The following is a 22828-nucleotide window of genomic DNA, read 5'->3' on the forward strand; positions in this document are numbered from 1 at the left end:
TCAGATCCCGGGCACTTTCGAACAGCGACGGCCGTGGGTCTCGTCCCCTGAGAAGGGGGCCGTGCCCACGGCCGACCTATATCCTGAGACCTATGCCGTCTGAGACCTTCGCCGCCCGACTCATCGCCGAGACCCTCGGCTCCCGAAAGCTGAACGACTACCCAGAGGCTCCGCGCCACGACCAGCTGCTGCGCAGGGCCCTGCGCCGGCGTCGGGTGACGCTGAAGGCCGTGGGCGAGCACAGCCAGGTCTTCGTCTTCGGCGGCGTCGTCGTCGGGGGGATGGATGCGGCGGTGACCACACTGGTGAGCGCCCATGCTCGCCGGATCGCCGCGGATCCGAACCTCCTGCGCCGGCACCTGCAGATCCAGGAGGTGCCGTTGGCCGCTGCGAGGACCCCCGCCGGCCCGGCCGAGGTCAGCAGAGGCACCGGCCAACACACCGATCAAGAAGACGGGCAGGAGCCCGCGCAGGAGCTCACCGGGGACTCGTCCCCGACCGAGCCCGCGGCTCCCAGCACGATCCGCGCCTTCGTCGTCGGGGAGCGGGTCTGCGCCTCGCTGCTCCGGCTGCCCGCGGCGGTCCTCGGCGACGGCAGCTCCACGCTGGACCAGCTGATGCAGGCCGACGTCGAGGCGCGCACCCGACACGCGCTGCTCGCCGGCACCGCAGTGCCCGTCACCCCTGACCGGGGCACTCCAACGGTGCAGGAGCAGCTGAGCCGGCGCGGACTCACCACGGACCAGGTGCCCGCTCTGCATGAGCTGGTGCAGCTGCAGGACTCCGCCGAGATCGCCGCCGGCGGGCTGACCATCGACGTGACCGCTGTGTTGGCGGACGCTCTGCATGAGCTCGCCGTGGAGGCTGTCATGGCGGTGCCGGGACTCTTCGCCGCCGCCGTGGACCTCGAGGTGCCGGACCTGGAGTCCGCCGAGGGCGCCGTCGTCCGCTCAGTCCTTCCCGACGCCGACATCAGCCCGGCGCATCTGCCCGCCTACGGAGAGCCCAGGGACGTCGCCGGCGCGATCGCCGATGAGATCCTGCTGCGCGCCTCGCGCTGAGCGGCGCGCCGCGCGGGGTGGTCTGATCGCAGATGGGGGCCCTCCCCCAGCAGCGTCTCGCGCAGGGTCACCGGTGTCTCGGGGCGCTCGGGCAGCAGTCCTCGTCTGCGCAGCTCCGGAGTCACGAACGCCTCGAAGCGTTCGAAGTCTGCCGGACGGACCGCGGCTGAGATGTTGAATCCGTCCACGCCTGAGAGCTCCTTGAAGCGGACCAGCTCATCGACCACCTGGACCGGGTCTCCGACGACCAGCGGCCCGCGCCCGCCGATGGAGATGAACTCGGCGACATCGCGGACGGTCCAGCGCTTCGTCGGGTCCTTGGTGAACATCGCCAGTGCGGACTGATTGGCCTCCGTCTGGACATCGGCGACCACGTCGTCATCGCGCAGGTTCGACAGATCGACCCCGGTCCACCCGCCGAAGAGGGTCAGTGCGGAGGCGGTGTCCACGTACTCCCGGTATTCGGCCAGCCGCGCCTGCGCGAGCTCCTCCGTCTCGGCCACGATGATCGTGGCCATGGCGAAGAACCGCACCGACTCAGGATCACGCCCGGCTTCACTCAGCGCCTCCCGGGTGTCGGAGACCTGGGTTCCCAGCCGCTCCGGGGAGGAGCTGATCACGAAGATCGCCTCCCCGTGGTCCACGGCGAACTTCTGCCCCCGGGCGGAGGACCCGGCCTGGAAGAGCAGCGGTGTGCGCTGCGGGCCTGGGTGGGTGAGCATCTCGCCCGGCACGGTGAACCACTGCCCCTGATGCTCGATCGGATGGACCTTCTCCGGGTCCACGAAGACTCCGGTGGACTTGTCCGCCAGCACCGCGCCCTCTTCGAAGGACTGCTCGAAGAGCTTGTACATCACCTCGAGGTACTCGTCGGCCCGGTCATAGCGGACATCGTGCGGGATCTGCTGGGAGAGACCGAGATTGCGCGCGGCCGAGTCCTGATAGCTGGTGACGATGTTCCAGGCGATCCTGCCCCGGGTCAGGTGGTCCAGCGTGGCGAACCGTCGAGCCAGGGAGTAGGGAGCCTCATAGGTGACCGAGGCGGTCAGTCCGAAGCCGAGATGCGTGGTGGCTGCTGCCAGGGCGGGCACGATGACCTGCGGGTCCAGCAGCGGGAACTGCACTCCCCCTCGTGCCGCAGAGTCGGCGGTGCCGCCGTAGACGTCGTAGACCCCGGGGATGTCGGCGAGGAACAGTGAGGAGAATCCGGCCCGCTCCACCGTCCGAGCGAGCTCGGTCCAGTAGTCGAGCGTGTCGAACTCCTCGATCCGCGATTCCGGGTGGCGCCACAGACCCGGGGACTGATGCACCGGGACCAGCATGTCGAAGGCGTTGAAGTGGATGGTCACAGCTTCTCCTTGGCCTCGCCGATGGCATTGAGCCCCTGGGGCAGGGTGCCGTTGATCTCGTGGTCTCCGAGCGACCGGGCGCGGAAGACGATCGGGTTGTGGGTGGCGATGGTCTGCGCGTTGCGCCAGTGCCGGTCAAGCGCCTTGGTGCGCAGCGTGGCGGAGGCACCGACGGTCTGGAACAGCTCGGAGGTTACCGCCAGGACCAGGTCGGGCACGGTGATCTGGGCCTTCTCCACCGCGATCTCGGCGTCGTGGACCTCCCTCGGTGGTCCGCCCTGAAAGTCGGGCTCGCCGGTGCCGGCCTGCAGGCCCGCGACCAGCGCCTTGTCCAGCGTGCGGGCCGCCTGGAGCACCGCGGCCTCCGCCACAAAGGCCTTCGAGGACATCCTGCCCACCACCTGTTGGATCAACGGATCGTGGCTGAACGCCTGCCCGGCGGTGGAGGTGTTGAAGGTGCGGGTTCGGCGCGCCAGCGTGGACGTGGCATCTGCCAGTGCGGCCTTGGCGATCCCGGCTTGGACGGCGAGCAGGTAGAGCTGGAAGAAGGCCGCCTCGTGGACGGACTCGTGATCACCTGGGCTGCGCCCGAGCACCGCGAGATCCTCCACGGCGACCGAATCCAGCAGGGTGGTCCCGGTGCCGGTGAGCTTCTGTCCGAAGCCGTCCCAGTCATCGAGCAGCGTCACTCCGGCGGCATCGGTGGGCACCACCGCGAAACGCCGTCCCTCGCCTTCAAGCGCCTGGGCGGCGGAGACCCTGGTGTAGGTCGAGAAGATGGTGCCGGTGGAGTAGTACTTCTCTCCGGTGAGCTGTGCAGCGCCGTCCTCGCCGCGGTCGAGCCGGGTGTTCAGGCTGCCCAGCGCATTGCCGCCCTTCTCGGTGGAGGCGTTGCCCACCGTGCTGCCCTTCAGCACCCGGGCGTACCAGAGCTCGCGCACAGCAGCCGGCTGGAAGCGCAGCGACTCGACGAACCCGAAGTGGCCGCGATAGAGGTGGGCGACGTTGGAGTCGGCCTCGGCGAGCGCGATCACCTCGGTGATCAGCTCCTCGACGCTGACCTCCTCGCCGCCGAACGCGGCAGGCACGCGCAGCGCGCCGAAGCCGACGTCGTCGAGCCAGCTGACCTGCTCGAAGGGCAGGATCCGTTCCAGCTCCCGCGTGACCGCGCCGTCCCGGATGCGGGTCAGAAGTTCGTGGGGGATCGTGCGGGTCATGCGGCGTTCACCTGTTCCCATGCGGCGTCGATGTCTCGGTCAAAGGCGGGGTTGAGCAGCCCGTCGAGGTATTCGCCGTACCACTCGCGCACCTCGGCGGAATGGTAGGCGGCCTTCAGCGCCTCGTACCGCTCGGGCTGCTCCTCGCGGAAGCCCGGGCGAGCGCAGACTGCCAGGGCGAAGGGCAGCGCCTCCTCGGCCGATTCCATGATCAGCACCTCGTCGGGGAGGACATCGATCTCCGCAAGCAGCCGGGCGAAGCCGAAGACGGCGTCCACGTCCGAGTAGATCTGGCCGACCGACTGCTGGTCCACCTCGATGAATTGCAGGTCCTTGGGATTGGCCGTGATGTCTTGGACGCTGAGCGCGGCGACATGCTTGGACTCGTCGATCTCGATCAGGCCCCCGCGGGCGAGCAGGCGGATCCCGCGCCCGTTGTTCGCGGTGTCCACCGGCAGGGCGATCTGGGCGCCGTCCGGGATCTCGTGGAGCGAGTCGTACTGCTGCGAGTAGATCCCCGAGGGCTGTTCGAACATGAAGAAGATCGGCTCGATGTCTAGGTCGTTGTCCTCGTTGAACTGACGCAGGTAGCTGATGTTCTGGAAGAAGTTGACGTCGTATTCGCCGTTGTTCACCGCGTGGTTCGGCTGGATGATGTCGGTGACGTAGGTGGCGTCGAACTCCCACCCGTCGGCCTCCAGGATGCGCTGGGCGATCCGGGTCGGTTCCTGGAAGGGAGCATTCTCGGTGACCACCAGGCGCAGCGTGCGATCACCTCCGATCCGATCGACCAGGCCGCAGCCTGAGGTCAGGCTCCCGACGCCGAGCAGAGCAGCCATGCCCAGTGAACCGCTCAATACTCGACGTCGGGAGAGTGTGGGGGCGCTGGAGGAGCTCATGCGCTGAAGTCCGCCCAGATCTCTTCGGCGTTCTCGGTGGTCATGAAGTCCTCGAAGTCGATGACCCCGCCCTGGTACTCCTCGAACCACTGCTCGACCTCTTCGGACTGGAAGGCGTCCTGCAGCGCCTGGGCCTGTTCGTCGGTGACCCCGTCGGGTCCGACGGCGACCACGCAGGTGAACGGGGTGCGCACCTCTTCGCGGCCGTCTTCGATGCTCAGCGTGGTCTCCTCGAGATCGAGGTCCGCCTCGGCGATCAGCCGGACGAACGCGAACCCGGCGTCGACGTCGGGGAGCACCTGCGCCGCGGACTGCTGGTCGGTCTCCACGAACTGGAAGTCTCGGGGATTGTCGGTGATGTCGTTCTGGGTGAGCTCGATCACGGAGACCGACTCGTCGACCTCGATCAGGCCCTCGTCGGCGAGCAGCCGCAGCGCCCGGCCGTTGTTCGAGGGATCCACCGGCAGGTTGATCTCGGCCCCATCGGGCAGCTTCTCCAGGGAGTCATACGTCAGCGAGAAGAGCCCCGCCGGGGCGTAGTACACCGAGAACAGCGGCTCGACCTCGGTGTCGTTGGACTGGTTGAAGTTGTTCAGATAGGCGAGGTGCTGGAAGTAGTTGGCATCGAACTCGCCCTGGTTGACCACCTGGTTGGGCTGGACGATGTCGGTCATATAGGTGATGTCGAGTTCGTAGCCCTGCTCTGCGAGCAGCTCCGCGGCGATCTCGGCGGGCTCCTGGAAGGGTGCGGACTCGGTGACGACGATGCTGATCGTCTCGTCGTCCTCCACCAGTCCGCAGCTGGTCAGGCCAAGGGCCGCGGTGGAGAGGACTGCGCCGGTGAGGATCGCGGGGCGTCGAGCGTTCATGAGGGTGAGCTGCTTTCTCTTGCTGGGCGACAAGGCGCCCTGAGGGTGTGCGGAGGTGACCAGGGCGCGACGTCGCGCGCCGGGGCCGGGGTGTGGTGATGGAGCGTGGTGAGCGTGACAGGCGGAGAACCTGCCTGCGGGGGATCTGGTCAGGCGGTGATGCGCCGGTCTGAGGCTCGGGCGACCCGGGTGCCGGTGAACTGCACCAGCGAGACCAGCAGCACCATCAGCACGATGGCCGCGATCATGGTGGGGGTCTCATACCGGTAATAGCCGTAGCGGATGGCCAGGTCCCCGATCCCGCCGCCTCCGACCAGCCCTGACATCGCCGAATAGGAGATGAAGCTGACCGTCGTGATGGTGATGGACCCGATCAGGCCGGGCTTGGCGTCGACCAGGAGCACATTGCGGATGATCTGCCCGCGGGTCGCTCCCATGGCCCGGGAGGCCTCGACCGCGCCGGAGCCCAGCTGGGTGATGTTCTGCTCGACGAGACGCGCGAAATACGGGATCGCATTGATCGTGAGCGGGACGATCACCGCGGCGGTGCCCACCGAGGTGCCCACCACGAACCGGGTGAACGGGATGATGGCGATGAGCAGGATCAGGAAGGGGAAGGACCGGATCATGTTGACCAGTCCGGAGACGATCGCGTGGGAGCGCGGTCGCGGCGCCAGCCCGTCGGGGGCGTGGACGAAGAGCCAGATCCCCAGCGGGGTGCCGAGCAGGACCGCCACCGGGATGGCGACCGCGATCATCGCGAAGGTCTCCAGCATGGCCTGGTTGATCTCGGGGAGTCGTTCGATGACGAGGTTCATCAGCGCACACCCCCTGCCGAACCGGCGAGCGCGGTGTGCTGGGACCGGTGCGTGCCACCCGGCTGCGCGGCGTCCGGGTCCTGCGGAGCAGACGTGGACTCGTGGGGCCTCTCCCCGCTGCGGTCCAGCCGGATCCCGTCGCTGAGCAGGTACTTCCCGATCGAGGTGCGCGGGTTGAAGCCTTCCCGGCGAAGCTCCGAGGCGGGGAACTCCTCCACCACGCGTCCGTCCTCCATCACCGCGACGTTGTCGGCGAGGGCCTTGATGACTTCCATCTCGTGGGTCACGATCACCACGGTGATGCCGAATTCGCGGTTCACGTCCGCGAGGTACTGCAGCACCGTGGCCGTGGTGAAGGGATCCAGCGCGGAGGTCGGCTCATCGCAGAGCAGCACCTCGGGCTTGGTGGCCAACGCCCGGGCGATCGCCACCCGCTGCTTCTGGCCGCCCGAGAGCTGGGCCGGATAGACCGAGGTCTTATCGGTGATGTCCACGATCTCCAGCGCCTCGGCGGCCCGACGGAGGCGTTCCCGCCGGTCCTTGACCCCGGCGAACTTCAGTGAAAGCTCGACGTTCTGGGCGACGGTGAGGTTGTTGACCAGGTTGAAACCCTGGAAGATCATGCCGATCTGGTGCCGAGCCTGACGCAGGGCCGCGTCATCCAGACTGGTCAGCTCGGTACCGGCGACGCTCACGGTGCCTGCTGTGGGACGTTCCAAGAGGTTGATGTTGCGCAGCAGCGTGGACTTGCCGGCGCCGGAGAACCCGATGATGCCCTGGATGCTGCCTCGCGGCACCTCAAGGCTGACATCATCGACTGCGGTCAGCGGCTCCCTGCCGCGGGCGGCGAAGGTCGTCGAGACATGGGTAAGCGAAATCATGGGGCATGCTCCATCGGTCCTGGCGTTAGCACCCGGCCGAGGCTGTGAGGCCCTCCGGGTTGCTGCGACGTCTTCGAGCCAGATCTCTCAGTCGCTCTGGATGGTTGAGTGCCCTCACTCTAAGGGTGAACCTGGGCGAAAAGTCAAGTCTGGATATGTGTTGCGTTTTGTCTCATTGAGTGAGCCTGACATTGATCGGATTCCCCGGCTGGGCGTAGTCTGACTGGCGTACCATCCCGAGCGGCCGAGAGATCTGGCTCGTCGACGCCGCAGCAACCCAGGGAGGGGCTCCTCAATCGAGGTGTCTTTTCGCCGGGTGCTACCGCCAGGATCGATGGGAGTATCCTCTGATGATTTCGCCTGCCTCCACCCTGAACGGCGCCGCCGCAGCGACCGCTGCGTCCACTGCCGACGCCTCCAACATCTCTGCCGTGGCTGCCCCAGAGCGGGGCGGCCGAGCGCAGTACACCTCGCTCGACGTCAAGCTCTCCGGCGTCGGCCGGGCCTTCGGCTCCCGCACCGTGCTGCGTGACGTCAGCCTGCAGATCGCCCCCGGCGAGGTGCTGGCGATCCTGGGCTCCTCCGGCTGCGGCAAGTCCACACTGCTGCGCGCCGTCGGCGGTCTCGACACCGGCAACACCGGAGAGATACTGATCAACGGCTCCCCGGTGCAGCGCTATGACGAGCGCACGGCGGTCGGATTCCAGGAGCCGCGACTGCTGCCCTGGCGCTCGATCCATAAGAACGTCAGCCTGGGCCTGCCGCGCACCCTCTCGAAGTCCGAGGGCCGGGAACGGGTCGACGAGCTCCTGGAGCTGGTCGGGCTGCATGACCGCGCCTCGCTGCGGCCCCGGGAGATCTCCGGCGGCATGGCACAGCGCGCCTCACTGGCCCGCGCCCTGGCTCGCCGCCCCGGTGTGCTGCTGCTCGATGAGCCCTTCGGCGCCCTGGATGCACTCACCCGGCTCAAGATGCAGGACCTGCTCCTGGACCTCCACGCGCAGACCGGCACCACGGTGCTGCTGGTCACGCACGACGTGGACGAGGCGCTGCAGCTCGCAGACCGCGTGCTGCTTCTGGGTCAGGATCCGGAAGATCCCGACCCGGCCGAGGGCGCCACGATCGCTCGACTGCTGAGCGTGCCCGGTGAGCGTCCCCGGGATCGCGCCTCGGCCGAGCTGGCCGCACTGCGCGGTGAGCTCTTCTCCGGGCTCGGCGTCGACTCGCACAGCCACTGACCCCGCCACCGACCCCACGGGGAGCGCTCCGGGCGAAGCCCTGACCTCCCGCCCACCCGTAGCGCATCGGCCAGCTGTCCGATGCACTCTTCCCGCACCACTTCGATCAGATCCCGGTCATCACCGGGCAGCCGATCCGCTCAGATGCATCCACCCGCTTGCCGCTGACATGCATGACTCAGAACATCTCGCAGACTGTCCATCGTTGAAGTATTGAAAGGCCCTCCCCCATGCCCAGCACCACCGCTTCCCGCTCCTCACGCACCCGCCGCACCTCCGTCAAGGCGGTCTCCATGGCTGCCGCCGTGGCGCTGCTCGCCACCGCCTGCGGCGACGGCGGCGGCGAGGATGAGCAGCTCGAGACGCTGAACATCGACTTCGCCACGTACAACCCGCTGAGCCTGATCATCCTTGAGAACGGCTGGCTGGAGGAGGAGCTCGAGGAGCTCGACGTCGACGTGCAGTGGGTGCAGTCCCAGGGCTCGAACCGCGCGAACGAGAACCTGCGCGCAGGAAACATCCACGTGGGCTCCACCGCCGGATCCGCTGCGCTGCTCAACCGCGCCGTGGGTGCCGACACCCACACGATCATGATCGAGAACCAGCCCGAGTGGTCCGCCCTGGTGACCCAGGAGGGATCCGACATCGAGTCCGTGGAGGACCTCGAAGGAGCCTCGATCGCCGCCACCCTCGCCACCGACCCCTACTTCTTCATGGCGCGCGCGCTGCAGGAGGCCGGGCTCAGCGTGGACGACGTCGAGGTCCAGGCGCTGCAGCACGCCGACGGCCGCCAGGCCCTGGAGAACGGCGACGTCGACGCCTGGGCCGGCCTTGATCCGATCATGGCCGGTGCCGAGGCTGAAGGCGCCGAGCTGCTCTACCGCAACGTGGAGTTCAACACCTACTCGGTGGTCAACGCCACCGGCGATTTCGTGGAGAACCACCCCGACGTCGCCCAGATCGTGGTCAACGTCTACGAGCAGGCCCGCGAATGGGCCATCGAGAACCCGGAGGGCACCGCCGAGATCCTCGCCGAGTACGCCGGGATCGAGCCGGAGATCGCCGAGGCGGTCATCACCGAGCGCACCAACTTCGAGGTGGACCCGGTGCCCGGCGATGACGTCTACGCCGCCATGGAGGCCGCCGGACCGTTCTTCGTGGAGAACGGGGACGTGGACAGCCAGGAGGCGGTGGATGAGGCGCTGGATTCACTCTTCTACACCGAGTTCGCCGAGAACCGCGAGGCAACCGACGCCGAGGGCACCGAGAACGCCGCCGACGAGGCAGACATCGAGGAGGACGACGAGTGACAGACACCCTAGATTCCCCCACGGCGGCACAGCCCGCCGATGGGGCCGCGCGCCCGACTGAGCGGCGCACCCGACGCGGGGTTCCCGGTGGTGGTCTGCTGATCGGCGCCATCGTCCCGGTGCTGCTGCTGGGACTGTGGTGGCTGGTCACCGAGGTCACCGGCACCTTCACCGCGATCCAGCTGCCTGCCCCACAGGCGGTCCTCACCGCGGGAATCGGACTCTTCGAGTCCGGCGACCTCTTCGAACACGTGGGGATCTCGCTGCAGCGGGTGCTGATCGGATTCGGGATCGGTGCTGCACTGGGCCTGGCGCTCGGTTCGCTGCTGGGCCTGTCCTCGATCGCGGACAAGCTGCTGAACCCCACGGTGGGAGCCTTCCGGGCCGTGCCGTCGCTGGCCTGGGTCCCGCTGCTGCTGCTCTGGGTCGGGATCGGTGAGGACTCGAAGGTCATCCTGATCGCGATCGGCGCGTTCTTCCCGGTGTTCACCGCGATCCACTCCGCGCTGCGGCATGTGGACGCTCAGCTGGTCGAGGCCGGCCGCGCCTTCGGGTTCCACGGAATCCGGCTGCTCGGCACCGTCCAGCTGCCCGCCGTGGTGCCCAGCGTGTTCTCCGGACTGCGCCTGGGCCTCGCCCAGGCCTGGCTCTTCCTGGTCGCCGCCGAGCTGCTCGCGGCCGCCGAGGGCCTGGGCTTCCTGCTCACCGAGTCGCAGAACAACGGGCGCACCGACCGGCTGCTGCTGGCCATCGTGCTGCTGGCGCTGCTGGGCAAGCTTACCGACACCCTGCTCGGGGTGCTCGAGCGCAAGGCGCTCAAGACCTGGGCCTAGCCTCTCGCCCAGCCGGCCCTGACCGGGGCCTGGCGTGTTCCACCAGCCGCATCTTCGGCGGGATGGCACACGCCGGGCCACGGTCTTCTGCGTCGAGGCGCCGGCTCAGCCCTTGCGACGCAGCTGGAACTGCGCGGCGTGGTGCTCCGCGGGCAGGTGGTCACCGGCGCCGAAGAGCTTGTTGCGCAGCGTGCCGGGTGCGTATTCGGTCTTGTAGCGCCCGCGCTTCTGCAGCTCCGGCACCACGTGCTCGACCACATCGATGAAGGTGCCAGGAGTGATGTGATAGGCGAGGTTGAACCCGTCCACGTCGGTCTCCTCCTGCCAGTCGATGAGCTGCTGCGCGGCGGTCGGACCGTCACCGATGATCACCGGGCCGAAGCCGCCGACGCCGACCCACTCGGCCAGCTGCCGGACGGTCCAGACCTCGTCCTCGCGACCCGAGGCCTTCTGGAAGGTCTCGACCGTGGACTGGATGGCGTTGGACTTCACGTCTCCGATGGGCTGGTCGAGGTCGAACTGGCTCAGGTCGATGCCCATCCAGCCCGACATCAGCACCAGTCCGCCCTCGGCGTCGATGTACTGGGTCAGATCGTCGTACTTGGCCTGGGCGGCGTCGTTGTCCGGGCCGGTGACGATGGTCTGCATCGCGAAGATCCGCACCGAATAGGGATCACGCCCGGCATCGGCCACCGACTGGCGGATCTTGGCCACGGAGGCCTTGGCCAGCTCCTTGGTGGGTGGATTGATGAACACGGCCTCGGCATGTTTGCCCGCGAAGGCGCGGCCGCGGGAGGAGGCGCCGGCCTGATAGATCACCGGGGTGCGCTGCGGGGAGGGCTCCACCACGCCGATGCCGGGGGTCTTGAAGAACTCGCCGTGGTGCTCGATCCGGTGCACCTTCGACGGGTCGGTGAAGACGCCCGAGGCCTTGTCGGCGAGGACGGCGTCGTCCTCCCAGGAGCCTTCGAGCAGCTTATAGATGACGTCGAGGTACTCATCGGCGTGGTCGTAGCGGCGATCGTGCTCCATCTGGTCGTCCTGGCCCATGTTCTGCGCGGCAGAAGGCAGGTAGCCGGTGACCACGTTCCAGCCCACACGTCCGCCGGTGAGGTGATCCAGGGTGCCCAGCCGCCGGGAGAACGGGTAGGGGTGTTCATAGGCGGTGCCGGCGGTGATGCCGAAGCCGAGGTTCTTGGTGACCGCGGCCATCGCCGAGACCAGCAGGAACGGATCCTGCAGCGGGATCTGCGCCCCGGAGCGCAGCGCGGCCTCCGGGTTCGAGCCGAAGACGTCATAGGGGCCCAGCACGTCGGCGATGAAGAGGCCGTCGAAGAGCCCGCGCTCAAGGATCTGCGCCACCTCGGTCCAGTAGCCGATCGTGTTGTACTCCCGCGCGCGGTCCTGCGGGTGCCGCCACAGCCCCGGGGACTGATGCACCACGCAGTTCATGTCGAAGGCGTTGAAGAGGATCTCGCGATTGCCGGACTCGGTGGTCGGGAAGGTCATGCGTTGGTCTCCTTGGGGTTCGGATCAATGACAGGCGATCAATGACAGATGATCAGTGACAGATATCGGCGCTCAGGCCCGGACCGGGCCCTGTCGCGCGGGCCGGGGGTGCGGGCCGCAGGTGCGACTCAGGCGCTCGGCGCTGCGCTGACCGGGGTGTCCGCCGGGGTATCTGCCGGGGTGGCCGCGGCAGACTCCTCCGCGAGGGCCGGCTCGCCGACGCTCCACAGCCGGACCGGCGCGGTGCCGTTGACCCGGTGGTCCCCGGCGATCCGGGCCTTATAGACCCAGGGGTTGTGGCTGGTGACGGTGCGGGCATTGCGCCAGTGCCGATCCAGGCTGCGCGACTGGCTCACCCCGGAGGCGCCGAGGACGTCGAAGATCCGGGTGACCGCCTCCAGCACCGGGCGGTGCAGCGCCACCTGGGCGCGGCCGGTGGCAAGTTCCACGATGTTGGCCGCCTCGATCTGCGCATCCTGGGTGCGGCTTCGGGCGGCGAAGGCGGCATCCAGGCTAGCCGCGGTCGCGAGGACCTGGGCCCGGGCCAGCGCCGCCACCGCATCCACTTCCCCGACGGCCTGGAGCAGCTGCGGATCCGTGCGCGGAGTGCGTGTGTTGGCGTGGGAGAAGGTCCGCGAGCGCTCATGCAGCAGGCTGGCGGCGTCCCGGGCCGCGGCCTCGGCGACACCGGCGAGCACGATCAGCAGGAAGTGCTGGTAGAGCGCCGTCTGGTACGGGAACCGATCGGTCAGCCCGCGCAGCTCGGCCTCCTCCACCACGGCGTCGGTCAGCCTCGCGGTGCCGGAGCCGGTGGTGCGCTGGCCGAAGCCGTCCCAGTCGTCATCGATCTCCACCCCGGGCTGGTCCCGGCGGACCAGCACCGCAAGCTCCTGGCCTGCTGCGTCCCGAGCCGTGACATCGAGCCAGTCCGCGAAGATCGCACCCGTGGTGTAGTACTTCACCCCGGTGACCACGTGTCCGTCGTCGGTCTCGCGGACCACGGTGCCGGACTGGTGGAAGCCTCCCTTGCCCGGCTCGGTCCAGGCGTTGCCGACCAGCTCTCCCGCCGCCAGCCGCGCCAGCCAGCGCTGCACGAGGGGCCCTGGATCGGACGCGGCGTCGGTCTCCGCGGCTGCGCGCCAGAGCAGATCCTCCTGCACCGCGAAGTGCCCGCGCAGCACCTGGGGGATGTTGCTGTCCTGGGCCGCGAGCTCCAGGAGGACCTCGGTGGTCTGCACCCAGTCCAGGCCGAAGCCGCCCGCCGATTCGGGCACGCGGAGCCGCCCGATGCCGGCTGCGACGAGGTCCTTGACCTCCTCCCGGGCCAGTTCACGGCTGCGCTCCCGGTCGAGCGCGGAGAGGCCGACACGCTCAATGGCGTCGTGCAGGATTTGGGGCACCGGCAGTTGAATGTTCATTCTTTCCTCCATCGATTCTGGCGGTAGCACCCGGCGTATCCGGGTTGCTGCGACGTCTTCGGGCCAGATCCCTCAGTCGCTCTGGATGGTGATGACGCTCAATATAGAGGGTGCGGGGGTTCATCCGTCAAGTTCGAATGACGCTCGATGTCTGAAGTCTGGCTCCGCGACGTGGGGAGACCGCCGATAGATATTCCTGAACGCTTCCCTGCTGGCCGTCAGTGCGCTGCAGTGTGTTCATCGGACGAATCATGAGGCCAGGTGGCGCCGGCCTGCCTCCGGAATGTCACACGGCGTCTCACAGTGCGAACAATTCTTGCTGGTCGGCGGGACCGGGCGTAGCGTTGAGGAGTCACCATCCCGAGCGGCTGAGAGATCTGGCTCAGAGACGCCGCAGCAACCCGGATACGCCGGGTGCTAACGCCAGGACCGATGGAGTTGATCTGCATGTCTGTTCCTGCTCGCACCCTTGAGAACCCCACTGCCGCATCCCGGGTGGACTCCTTTGCGCTGCGCCATGCCCTGGCCCAGTTCCCGCAGGGCGTCGTGGCCGTGGGCGCGGAGGTCGACGGCGCGCCTGAGGCGATCATCGCGTCGACCTTCACGGTGGGCGTCTCGCTGGAGCCGCCCCTGGTCACCCTGGCGGTCCAGCACAATTCCTCGACCTGGCCGAAGCTGGAGCGCAGCGGCGGCGAACTGGGCATCTCGGTGCTCGGCCGCGACCAGAACGGGCTGTGCCGGCAGATCGCGTCCAAGGATCGCGCCAACCGCTTCACTGGGGTGGACTACCAGCTGCACGGCTCGGCGCTGCTGCTCGACGGGGTCCCGATGTGGCTGCGCACCCGGATCTATGACCAGGTCCGCGCCGGAGACCACGACATCATCGTGCTCGAGATCCTGGACCTCGGCTTCACCGAGGGCGCTCCCGGGCTGGTGTTCCACCAGCACGAGTTCAAGACCCTGACCACCCTGAGCTGACCCGAAGGACCCTTCTTGACCACCCACCCCCGTTTCACCGTGCCCGCGGATCCGCTCGGCGCGGACGTCCACCAGTGGACGGATCCCCAGGATGAGGACCAGCGCATGGCGTTCTGGTCCACCGCGGCGACCCTCTTGGACTGGGCGACCCCCTGGGAACGCACCCATTCCTGGACGCCGCCGAACCCGGTGACCCGGCGCGGCCCGACGATCGGCTGGTATGAGGGCGGAACGCTGAACGCCGCGGTGAACTGCGTCGACCGGCACGTCGCTGCGGGACGCGGGGAGAAGATCGCGCTGCACTTCGAGGGCGAGCCCGGAGACCGCGAGGACGTCAGCTATGCCGAGCTGGGCCGCCGGGTCAACCAGGCGGCCAACGCGCTGACCTCGATGGGCATCACCCGCGGGGACCGCGTGGTGGTCTATCTTCCGGTGCTGGTCGAGACCATCGTGATCACCCTGGCCTGCGCCCGGATCGGCGCGGTGCACTCGCTGGTCTTCGGCGGGTTCTCCGCCGAGGCGCTGAAGTTCCGCGTCGAGGACACCGCGGCGAAGCTGCTGGTCACCACCGATGGCCAGTTCCGCCGCGGCAAGGCGGTGCCGGTGAAGGCCAACGCCGATGCCGCCGTGGCTGAGGCCACCGCCCTGCACGGCGGCAACCTCGAGCATGTCCTGGTGATCAACCGCACCGACTCGGACGTGGAATGGACTCCGGGGCGGGACCTCTGGTGGCACGAGGTGGTCGAGACCGCCTCCACCGAGCACACGCCGGAGTTCTTCGACGCCGAGACCGAGCTGTTCATCATGTACACCTCCGGGACCACCGGCAGGCCCAAGGGCCTGGTGCACACCACCGGCGGGTACCTCACCGGCGCGCTGTACACCTACCTGCGGCTCTTCGCGCACCCGGATCCGGCCCGGCGCTCCAAGGACGTCCACTGGTGCACCGCCGACCTGGCCTGGGTCACCGCGCACACCTACGAGATCTACGGTCCGCTGGCGGCCGGCGCCACCCAGGTGATCTTCGAGGGCACCCCCAACACCCCGCACGAGGGCCGGCACTTCGAGATCATCGAGCGCCACAACGTCACCACCTACTACACGGCCCCCACTCTGGTCCGCTCGCTGATGGGCTGGTTCCCCGAGGGCATCCCGGCGCAGTACGACCTCTCCTCGGTCCGGCTCGCCGGCACGGTGGGCGAGGCGGTCAACCCCGAGGCCTGGCATTGGATCCGCCGGGAGATCGGCCGTGACACCACCGACGACGCCGGCCAGCCTGCGCTTCCCATGGTGGACACCTGGTGGCAGTCCGAATCCGGGTCCACGGTGCTCTCCCCCCGGCCCGAGGATGCTGGATTCAAGCCCGGAGCCGCCACCCGTGCGCTGCCAGGCTGGGCCGCCGCCGTCGTCGATGAGGCCGGTGACCCGGTGCCCGCCGCGACACAGGGCAACATCGTGCTCACCCACACCGGGCCCTCGATGGCCAGGACCGTCTGGGGAGACCCGGAACGCTATTTCACCTCGTACTGGGAGAAGTACGCCGATCAGGGCTGGTTCCTCGCCGGTGACGGTGCACGGAAGGACCAGGACGGAGACATCTGGATCCTGGGCCGGATCGATGACGTCATCAATATCTCCGGACACCGGCTCTCCACGATCGAGATCGAATCCGCGCTGATCTCCCACCCCGATGTGGTCGAGGCCGGGGTCTGCCCGGTGTTCGATCCGATGACCGGGCACGCCGCCGTCGCCTTCACCGTGCTGACCACCGCCGCCCGTGAGCGTCTCGAAGCCGCCGGCGGGACGGGCAGCGCGGCCGAGGCGGAGCTGGTCGGCGCCCTGCGCAGCCATGTGGGCGAGGTGATCGGTCCGGTGGCGAAGCCGCGCACGGTGATCCCCGTCCCGGAGGTGCCGAAGACCCGCTCCGGGAAGATCATGCGCCGGCTGCTGACCCAGCTCCATGACGGGGAGACCCTGGGAGACACCACAAGCCTGCAGAATGAACCCTGTGTACCGAGGATCGAAGAGATCTGCCAACGGCGCGGGACCGCGCCGAGAAAAGAAGAGGTAGCTACATGAGCGATCGCCAGTTCGGCTTCCGCACCCGCGCCCTGCATGCCGGGGCCGTCCCCGATGCCGTCTACGGATCGCGTGCTGTGCCCATCCACCAGTCCACCTCCTTCGTGTTCAAGGACACCGACGACGCCGCGAACCTGTTCGCGCTGCAGAAGTACGGGAACATCTACTCCCGGATCGGCAATCCCACGGTCTCGGCGCTGGAAGAGCGCGTCGCCTCCCTGGAGGGCGGCATCGGGGCCGTGGCCACCGCCTCCGGGATGAGCGCCGAGTTCCTGGTCTTCGCCGCACTGTGCGGGTCCGGGGACCACATCGTGGCCAGCTCGAAGCTCTACGGCGGCACGATCACCCAGCTCGACGTCACGCTGCGCCGCTTCGGGATCGAGACCACCTTCGTGGACTCGCTCGAGCCGGCGGACTACGAGGCCGCGATGCAGGAGAACACCAAGGTGGTCTACACCGAGGTCGTCGCGAACCCCAGCTCAGACATCGCTGACCTGCGCGGACTCTCGGAGGTTGCGCATAGGCACGGGGTGCCGCTCGTGGTGGACTCCACGCTGACCACCCCGTACCTGATCCGGCCCTTCGAGCACGGCGCGGACATCGTGATCCACTCGGTCACCAAGTTCATGGGCGGTCACGGCACCACCCTGGGCGGCGTGATCGTGGAATCCGGCGAGTTCCCCTGGGACAACGGCAACTTCCCCGCGATGACCGAACCGGTGGCGTCCTACGGCGGGCTCTCCTGGTGGGGCAACTTCGGCGAGTACGGATTCCTGACCAAGCTGCGCGCCGAGCAGCTGCGCGACATCGGACCCTCGCTGGGCCCGCAGGCCGCGTTCAACCTGATCCAGGGCATCGAGACCCTGCCGCAGCGGATCGACGAGCACGTGGCGAACGCCCAGAAGGTCGCCGAATGGCTCGAGGCCGATGACCGGGTGGACTACGTCAACTACGCCGGGCTGGCCTCGCATGCGGATCACGAGCGCGCCAAGGAGATGCTGCCCAAGGGCGTGGGCTCGGTGTTCAGCTTCGGCATCCGTGGCGGCCGAGCCACCGGCGCCCGGTTCATCGAATCCCTGCAGCTGGCCAGCCACCTGGCCAATGTGGGAGATGTGCGCACCCTGATCCTGCACCCAGGATCGACCACCCACCAGCAGCTCTCCCCGGAGCAGATGGCAGCGGCCGGGATCCCGGAGGACCTGATCCGCATCTCGGTCGGCATCGAAGACGTCGACGACATCATCTGGGACCTGGACCAGGCGCTGAGCACCGCAGTCGAAGGAGACAAGTCATGAGCGAGCAGACGCTGAAGCACGACGACGAGGCCACGGCCGAACATCCCCATGGCCGCTGGGAGGCGCCGTCGCCCTCTCGCCGGCTGCAGCTGCTGCGCAGCGCGAAGTCCGTGGCGATCGTGGGCATGTCGGACAAGCCCGCGCGGGCCAGCTACTTCGTGGCGACCTACCTGCTGAGCTCCTCGAGCTACACGGTCTACTTCGTGAATCCGCGGCTCAAGGAGGTGCTGGGCCAGCCGGTCTACGCCTCGCTCAAGGACCTCCCCGAGGTCCCAGACATCGTGGACATCTTCCGCCGCCCCGACGATGTCCCGGGGATCGCCCGGGAGGCTGCCGAGATCGGCGCGAAGACCATCTGGGCCCAGCTCGGGATCCATTCCGATGAGGCCATGCAGGTGGCCCAGGACGCCGGGCTCAATGCGGTGCAGAACCGGTGCATCAAGATCGAGCACGGCCGCTTCCACGGCAACCTTCACCTCGCCGGATTCAACACCGGGGTCATCTCTGCGAAACGGCAGATTCTCGACCGCTGAGTGGGACCGGCTTCGAGGGCGCGGCACCGGGAGATTCGCTCTCCTGGGGCCGCGCCCTCATCCGTCGGTGCTGGAACAGGCCGAAGAACAGGGTGAACAGCGCGAAGCTGCCGAAATGGTTGTAGTTGATGAAGAGGAACTCGGTGGGCGAGGCGATCAGGAAGATCACCATCACCATCAGCAGTCCCACACCGGTGCGGGTGTCCGTGGAACGGGCGTAGAGATACGCAGCCCCGGTCGTGAAACCGAGCACCAGGATCAGCACCAGAAGCCCCAGCAGTCCCAGATCGACGGCGGTCTGGATGTAGGAGTTGTGGAAGTGCGCGATCACGTAGTCGTCGAACTCGGGCACGTACAGGCTGGGGATCGCGCCCTGTGGTGAGTTGAAATAACCGGTGAAGCCCCAGCCGACGACTGGGCGCTCCGCGATGGCCCGGAGGCCCCACTCCCAGAGCACGGTGCGCCCGGTCAGGGTCGGATCACGCCCGACGGCCTCCAACAGCGGCACCCACACCTGGTTCAGCACAGCCCCCGCCGTCGCGCCCAGCGGCACCAGGACTGCGAGCAGCCCGCCCAGCGGGATGCGCGGCACCAGCAGCTGGGCCAGCGGCACGATGATCACCGCGGCGCCTGCCAGCAGCAGGCCGGTGGCTGAACCGGCCCAGACGACGAAGACGATGAAGGCGGTGAGCACCAGCACCCGGCGGATCCCGCGCAGCAGCGTCATCGCCAGGACCGCGCCGGTGGCCGCGTAGAAGCCGGCCATGATGTTGTGCTGGAAGAACCCGCGGATCTTCTCTCCGCCGAGGAGGTTGGACCGGGCATGCGGGTCGAAGTCCATGACCTGTTCCAGCCCGATGAGGGCGAAGGCCATGCCGGCCAGCACCAGCACGGTCAGCACCTTCAGGAACATCCGGGCGATCTGATTCAGCGAGTACTCCGCAGCCATCATGCAGGCGACGAGGATGTTGCCGGCGGCCATGGCGCCGTAGATCAGCGAATCCATGGGTGAGACGGACCAGGCCGCGCTGAGGACCACGAGTCCCCCGATGCCCAGTGCGATCGTGACCGGCACCGGGCTCAGCACTCGGGAGGTCAGCAGGACCAGCACGGAGAGCAGATGCAGCAGGATCCAGCTTGCCGAGAAGATCGAGTTGTCTGCGACGCCGCCGGAGGGGTCGTAGGAGATGAGGATGACGGCGTTGACCCCGAGCGTGCAGGCGATATAGACGTAGAAGAACCAGGTCCGCAGCGACCTCACCAGGGCACGCCCTGCGCGAGCTTCCGCACGGATCCGTGGATCCGCGCCAGCGACAGCCGGACCTGTTCGGCAGACTCCCGATAGACCTTCGGGCTGCGCTGATAGGGATCCAGCACGTCCATGGCGTCCGGGTCCCGGGGCGGGATCAGCCCGCGCTGCGCCGCAGCACGCTCGACTCCCTGGCGCAGCTGGGCCGGCAGGGTCGGCGAGGTGACTCCCAGCCCCGGCGGGGGAAGCGGTTCGAACTGACGCGAGGCGGCCTGCTCGACACCTTCGAGCAGGTCGGCGAACTCGGTGAGCAGAAAGGCCTTGCGGGAGGATCGCGGTGCCGCGCGCACCACCCCGCTCCGGTGTTCGCGTGCCATGCAGAGCACCAGGTCAGCCTGCTCGACCATCGCCGGGGTGAGCTGCCTGGCCTTGTGCTCCGTGCGAGCCACACCGAGCTTCGCGGCGATCGCCGCCGAGTGCTCATCCATGGGAGATCCCTCCAAGGCCCGAGTCCCCGCGCTGGCGACCACCACCGAGGATCTCCAGGGCTCGCCTGCCTCCTCGAGCTTGGCCTGGAGCAGCTGCGCGGTCTGGGGCGAGCGGCAGACGTTTCCGGTGCAGACGACCAGGACGTTGAACGGATCGTCATTGGCCGGCATCATCGCGCCTCCACCCCCACCGACTGGCGATATGCGGAGCTGTAGCCGACGATCGCCTTGGGAGGCAGCATCGTCGGGACCAGTCCGAGAAGCTTCACGTCGACGAGGCGGAGCGCCTCGATGGCCTTCTTCAGCTGCGGCTTCTGCACCTTGCCGACCGCGACCACCAGAAGGACTCCGGAGCAGAGGGCACCCAGCACCCGGGCGTCGCTGACGGGCAGCAGCGGCGGGGCGTCGAAGATGATGATCTCGTACTCGCGCTGCAGCGCGGCGACCAGCTCCGCCATGGCCTCGGAGCCCAGGAGCTCGATGGGATTCGGCGGCACCGTGCCGGCGGGGAGCACCTCCAACTCATCGGGCCCCCACAGCTGGACGACGTCGGGCAGGTCCACGCGTCCGCTGAGCACATCGGTCAGACCCACAGCACCTTCGAGACCGAGCATCGGCGCGACCCTGGGCCGGCGCAGATCCGCGTCGACCAGCAGGACCCGATAGCCGGCGTCGCGCAGGCTGATCGCCAGGTTGACCGCTATCGAGGACTTCCCCTCCCCTTCGATCGCGGAGGAGATGACGAAGCTTCGCGCACACTGTCCCACGGCGAGGAACTGCAGGTTGGTGCCGAGCGTGCTGAAGGATTCGGTCAGCGGGCTGCCGACGTCGGTGTGCGCGATCAGTTGACCCTTCTGGAGCCCACGGTCGTACTGCACGCCTCCGAGCACCGCCTGATCGGTGAGCTCCGCGATGTCCTCCTCGCTGCGCACCTTGGTGTCCAGGACCTCGCGCAGCGCCAGCAGCACGATCCCGATGGCGAGCCCGGCGAGCAGTCCAAGCCCCAGGATGTTCACCGGCTGGGGGAAGCTGGGACCCTCAGGGGTGAAGGGCTCCTCCACGGTGGTCAGTGTGACGTTTCCGCTGCCCGCTGTGGAGGTCGTGAGGCCCTGGACCACATCATCAAGCGCAGCCGTCATCGATGTCGCGATGGCGGCGGCCTGTTCTGGGTCGTCGTCGGCGACGGTGACTTCCAGGATCACCGTGCCGGTCTGTGCGGCCACGCTGATCCGATCGGCGAGCTCTCGCGGGGTCTCTTCAAGGTCCAGGTCCTCCACCACCGGCCCCAGCACCGCTGAGCTCTGGGCGAGCTCGACGAAGCTCCGCACGAGTTCCTGGCTGTAGATCGACCGTTGGCTCAGGTCGTAGGACTCAGCATCATCGACCGAGACATAGATGCGCGTCTCGGCCTCGTAGGTCACCGGCAACAATGCCACCAAGGCTGCGGCGGCAGCCAGGGCGACCAGCACAGAAAGGACTAGCGTGAGCCAGCCTCGCTTGAGGACTCGGACGTACTGGTGAAGCTCCATAGGGGCCCGCTCTTTTCAGGAAACGACAGCGTCAGCATCAGATTACGGTGCAAAAGGCAAATCGAACAGGGCTTCCTTTCGGTTGAAGCCTGACGTCAGCGACAGATGACGCTTGGTGTCAGCGTCGCGTGCCCGCGATCTTCACCGTTCCTCCGGCCTGTTTTGCCTTGGTTCTGCGGAGGTAAATGATCTGCAGAAGAAGCGCCAGGGAAAGGATGAGCGCCCACCAGGGCATCGGCAGATCAAAAGGTTCCCAGGGGGAGAACTCCGGCGCCTCAGATTCCTCAAAGGTCCGTTCGGCGGTAACCAGAATTCGGTGGGTGTTTAACCCCAGCGGTGTGCAGGTGACCAGCGTGACGAGGTCGCGGCCCGCTTCCGGGTACAGCGATTCGGTCTCGTCGGGCTCCACCACCTGGGTTCGGGTCACTTCATAGGTCAGGTTCTCGCCGAAGACCTCGATGGAGAAGATGTCCCCCTCCCCCAGCTCGTCGAGGTGAGTGAACAGCTCGGCCGAGTGGAGTCCGCGATGCCCGGTGAGCACCGAATGAGTGCCCTCGCCGCCGACCGGGAGAGCGGTCCCCTCAAGATGGCCGACGCCGCGTCCGAGAGTCTCTTCGCTGGTGCCGTGGAAGACCGGCAGGTCGACGTCGATGCTGGGGATGTTCAGCCGGGCCATCACCTCACCCGGAGCCCCGGACAACAGATCCTGATAAAGGCTGTCCTGACCGACGCCGAAGCCGTTCTGCTGCGCGACATCGACCGAGAACGGGTCGATGATCCCCACCCCAGAGGCGAGATCTCGGTTGTGCTGCTGGGCGCGCTCCACTTCGGCGGCGAGCTCCTCGGGAGGCGCCTCGTTGATGGCATCTGAATAATCCTGCTCATCGCAGATGAGGGTGTAGTAGCGGTCTGAAGCCACCAGTGTCTAGCAATGATCTGGTGATGTAGTGAGCGAGGTTCCGGAACCCCAGAGCCGTGCCACGCAGGTGCTCGAGCCGTCCGTTGAATCTCCTATGTCTGTCAAGCCCCGGTGAGCTCATTCTGAGCGGCGGTGTTGAGGCGGCGGTAGATGTCGCGGGCGAGGTAGCGCTTGAGGCAGCGACGGATCTCCCGGAGGGTGCGCCCTTCGGCGGTACGGCGCTCGACGTAGGCGCGGGTTCGCGGGTCCATTCGCATGCGGGTGACGACGGCCATGTGGAGTGCTCGGTTGAGGCGCCGGTCGCCACCCCGGTTGATCCGGTGCCGGACGGTGTTGCCCGATGACGCGGGGATGGG

General features: G+C 67.7%; 21 protein-coding genes and 4 riboswitches. Of the genes, 8 read left to right on the plus strand and 13 right to left on the minus strand.

Features of this window, described 5'->3' with window-relative positions:
- Window positions 1-92 precede the first annotated feature (92 nt).
- Window positions 93-1061 carry a hypothetical protein gene (locus BCL67_RS05870; RefSeq protein WP_106122516.1) on the plus strand — a complete coding sequence of 323 codons (969 nt, stop codon included), beginning with the start codon at window positions 93-95 and terminating at the stop codon, window positions 1059-1061.
- On the opposite strand, the gene BCL67_RS05875 is transcribed toward BCL67_RS05870, so the two are convergent.
- From BCL67_RS05875 to BCL67_RS05900, 6 genes are all read right to left on the minus strand, one after another.
- Window positions 995-2410, minus strand: coding sequence for an LLM class flavin-dependent oxidoreductase (locus tag BCL67_RS05875; protein WP_258174787.1), 1416 nt, complete (start codon window positions 2408-2410; stop codon window positions 995-997). The genes BCL67_RS05870 and BCL67_RS05875 overlap by 67 nt on opposite strands.
- Window positions 2407-3627 (minus strand): acyl-CoA dehydrogenase family protein, encoded by a 1221-nt coding sequence (locus BCL67_RS05880; RefSeq protein ID WP_258174788.1) that lies wholly within the window; start codon window positions 3625-3627, stop codon window positions 2407-2409. The genes BCL67_RS05875 and BCL67_RS05880 overlap by 4 nt, the downstream gene beginning before the upstream one ends.
- Window positions 3624-4526 carry a MetQ/NlpA family ABC transporter substrate-binding protein gene (locus BCL67_RS05885; protein ID WP_106122518.1) on the minus strand — a complete coding sequence of 301 codons (903 nt, stop codon included), beginning with the start codon at window positions 4524-4526 and terminating at the stop codon, window positions 3624-3626. Before BCL67_RS05885 ends, BCL67_RS05880 begins: the two co-directional genes overlap by 4 nt.
- Window positions 4523-5395, minus strand: a complete 873-nt coding sequence (locus BCL67_RS05890; protein ID WP_106122519.1) for a MetQ/NlpA family ABC transporter substrate-binding protein — start codon at window positions 5393-5395, stop codon at window positions 4523-4525. The genes BCL67_RS05885 and BCL67_RS05890 overlap by 4 nt, the downstream gene beginning before the upstream one ends.
- Before the next feature lie 149 nt (window positions 5396-5544).
- Window positions 5545-6213, minus strand: coding sequence for a methionine ABC transporter permease (locus BCL67_RS05895; RefSeq protein ID WP_106122520.1), 669 nt, complete (start codon window positions 6211-6213; stop codon window positions 5545-5547).
- Complete coding sequence (locus BCL67_RS05900) at window positions 6213-7094, minus strand: methionine ABC transporter ATP-binding protein (protein ID WP_106122521.1); 882 nt, start codon at window positions 7092-7094, stop codon at window positions 6213-6215. Before BCL67_RS05900 ends, BCL67_RS05895 begins: the two co-directional genes overlap by 1 nt.
- Window positions 7095-7101: 7 nt before the next feature.
- Window positions 7102-7201, minus strand: a riboswitch (SAM riboswitch).
- Between the two features lie 121 nt (window positions 7202-7322).
- Window positions 7323-7435: riboswitch (SAM riboswitch) on the plus strand.
- A 9-nt stretch (window positions 7436-7444) separates the two neighbouring features.
- Between BCL67_RS05900 and BCL67_RS05905 the strand changes: the two genes are divergently transcribed.
- From BCL67_RS05905 to BCL67_RS05915, 3 genes are all read left to right on the plus strand, one after another.
- On the plus strand, window positions 7445-8332 hold the full coding sequence (locus BCL67_RS05905) for an ABC transporter ATP-binding protein (RefSeq protein WP_106122522.1): 888 nt from the start codon (window positions 7445-7447) through the stop codon (window positions 8330-8332).
- A 230-nt stretch (window positions 8333-8562) separates the two neighbouring features.
- A complete protein-coding gene (locus BCL67_RS05910; protein WP_106122523.1) occupies window positions 8563-9642 on the plus strand; it encodes an aliphatic sulfonate ABC transporter substrate-binding protein in 1080 nt (359 codons plus the stop codon).
- Window positions 9639-10475, plus strand: coding sequence for an ABC transporter permease (locus BCL67_RS05915; protein WP_106122524.1), 837 nt, complete (start codon window positions 9639-9641; stop codon window positions 10473-10475). Before BCL67_RS05910 ends, BCL67_RS05915 begins: the two co-directional genes overlap by 4 nt.
- 105 nt (window positions 10476-10580) lie before the next feature.
- Here the strand turns inward: BCL67_RS05915 and BCL67_RS05920 are convergent, their stop codons facing one another.
- Together BCL67_RS05920 and BCL67_RS05925 are read right to left on the minus strand one after the other, a co-directional pair.
- The gene (locus tag BCL67_RS05920; RefSeq protein WP_106122525.1) at window positions 10581-11984 is read right to left on the minus strand and encodes an LLM class flavin-dependent oxidoreductase; all 1404 of its coding nucleotides are present in this window, start codon (window positions 11982-11984) and stop codon (window positions 10581-10583) included.
- A gap of 128 nt (window positions 11985-12112) precedes the next feature.
- Entirely contained in the window at window positions 12113-13402 is a 1290-nt protein-coding gene (locus BCL67_RS05925; protein ID WP_106122526.1) for an acyl-CoA dehydrogenase family protein, read from the minus strand.
- 5 nt (window positions 13403-13407) lie between these two features.
- Window positions 13408-13494: riboswitch (SAM riboswitch) on the minus strand.
- Window positions 13495-13754: 260 nt separating this feature from the next.
- Window positions 13755-13841, plus strand: a riboswitch (SAM riboswitch).
- 8 nt (window positions 13842-13849) lie between these two features.
- Here BCL67_RS05925 and BCL67_RS05930 point away from each other — a divergent pair.
- Genes BCL67_RS05930 through BCL67_RS05945 form a run of 4 tightly spaced genes read left to right on the plus strand, consistent with a single transcriptional unit; the run spans window position 13850 to window position 18287 of the window.
- On the plus strand, window positions 13850-14380 hold the full coding sequence (locus BCL67_RS05930; RefSeq protein WP_106122553.1) for a flavin reductase family protein: 531 nt from the start codon (window positions 13850-13852) through the stop codon (window positions 14378-14380).
- A gap of 39 nt (window positions 14381-14419) precedes the next feature.
- On the plus strand, window positions 14420-16459 hold the full coding sequence (acs, locus tag BCL67_RS05935; protein ID WP_258174792.1) for an acetate--CoA ligase: 2040 nt from the start codon (window positions 14420-14422) through the stop codon (window positions 16457-16459).
- The gene (locus BCL67_RS05940; protein ID WP_106122527.1) at window positions 16456-17754 is read left to right on the plus strand and encodes an O-acetylhomoserine aminocarboxypropyltransferase/cysteine synthase family protein; all 1299 of its coding nucleotides are present in this window, start codon (window positions 16456-16458) and stop codon (window positions 17752-17754) included. The genes acs and BCL67_RS05940 overlap by 4 nt, the downstream gene beginning before the upstream one ends.
- Window positions 17751-18287, plus strand: coding sequence for a CoA-binding protein (locus BCL67_RS05945; RefSeq protein WP_106122528.1), 537 nt, complete (start codon window positions 17751-17753; stop codon window positions 18285-18287). Before BCL67_RS05940 ends, BCL67_RS05945 begins: the two co-directional genes overlap by 4 nt.
- Here the strand turns inward: BCL67_RS05945 and BCL67_RS05950 are convergent.
- The 5 genes from BCL67_RS05950 to BCL67_RS05970 form a co-directional block, all read right to left on the minus strand.
- Window positions 18253-19548, minus strand: coding sequence for an O-antigen ligase family protein (locus tag BCL67_RS05950; RefSeq protein ID WP_106122529.1), 1296 nt, complete (start codon window positions 19546-19548; stop codon window positions 18253-18255). The genes BCL67_RS05945 and BCL67_RS05950 overlap by 35 nt on opposite strands.
- Window positions 19545-20198 carry an arsenate reductase/protein-tyrosine-phosphatase family protein gene (locus BCL67_RS05955; RefSeq protein WP_106122530.1) on the minus strand — a complete coding sequence of 218 codons (654 nt, stop codon included), beginning with the start codon at window positions 20196-20198 and terminating at the stop codon, window positions 19545-19547. The genes BCL67_RS05950 and BCL67_RS05955 overlap by 4 nt, the downstream gene beginning before the upstream one ends.
- The gene (locus BCL67_RS05960) at window positions 20195-21553 is read right to left on the minus strand and encodes a polysaccharide biosynthesis tyrosine autokinase (protein ID WP_106122531.1); all 1359 of its coding nucleotides are present in this window, start codon (window positions 21551-21553) and stop codon (window positions 20195-20197) included. The genes BCL67_RS05955 and BCL67_RS05960 overlap by 4 nt, the downstream gene beginning before the upstream one ends.
- Window positions 21554-21671: 118 nt before the next feature.
- Window positions 21672-22472 (minus strand): class C sortase, encoded by an 801-nt coding sequence (locus tag BCL67_RS05965; protein ID WP_308737969.1) that lies wholly within the window; start codon window positions 22470-22472, stop codon window positions 21672-21674.
- A gap of 101 nt (window positions 22473-22573) precedes the next feature.
- Window positions 22574-22828, minus strand: a 255-nt coding sequence (locus BCL67_RS05970) for a transposase (RefSeq protein ID WP_146131089.1), incomplete at its 5' end; no start/stop codon positions are given.

The sequence above is a fragment of the Nesterenkonia sandarakina genome, from assembly GCF_003003175.1.
Classification (GTDB): Bacteria; Actinomycetota; Actinomycetes; order Actinomycetales; family Micrococcaceae; genus Nesterenkonia; species Nesterenkonia sandarakina_A.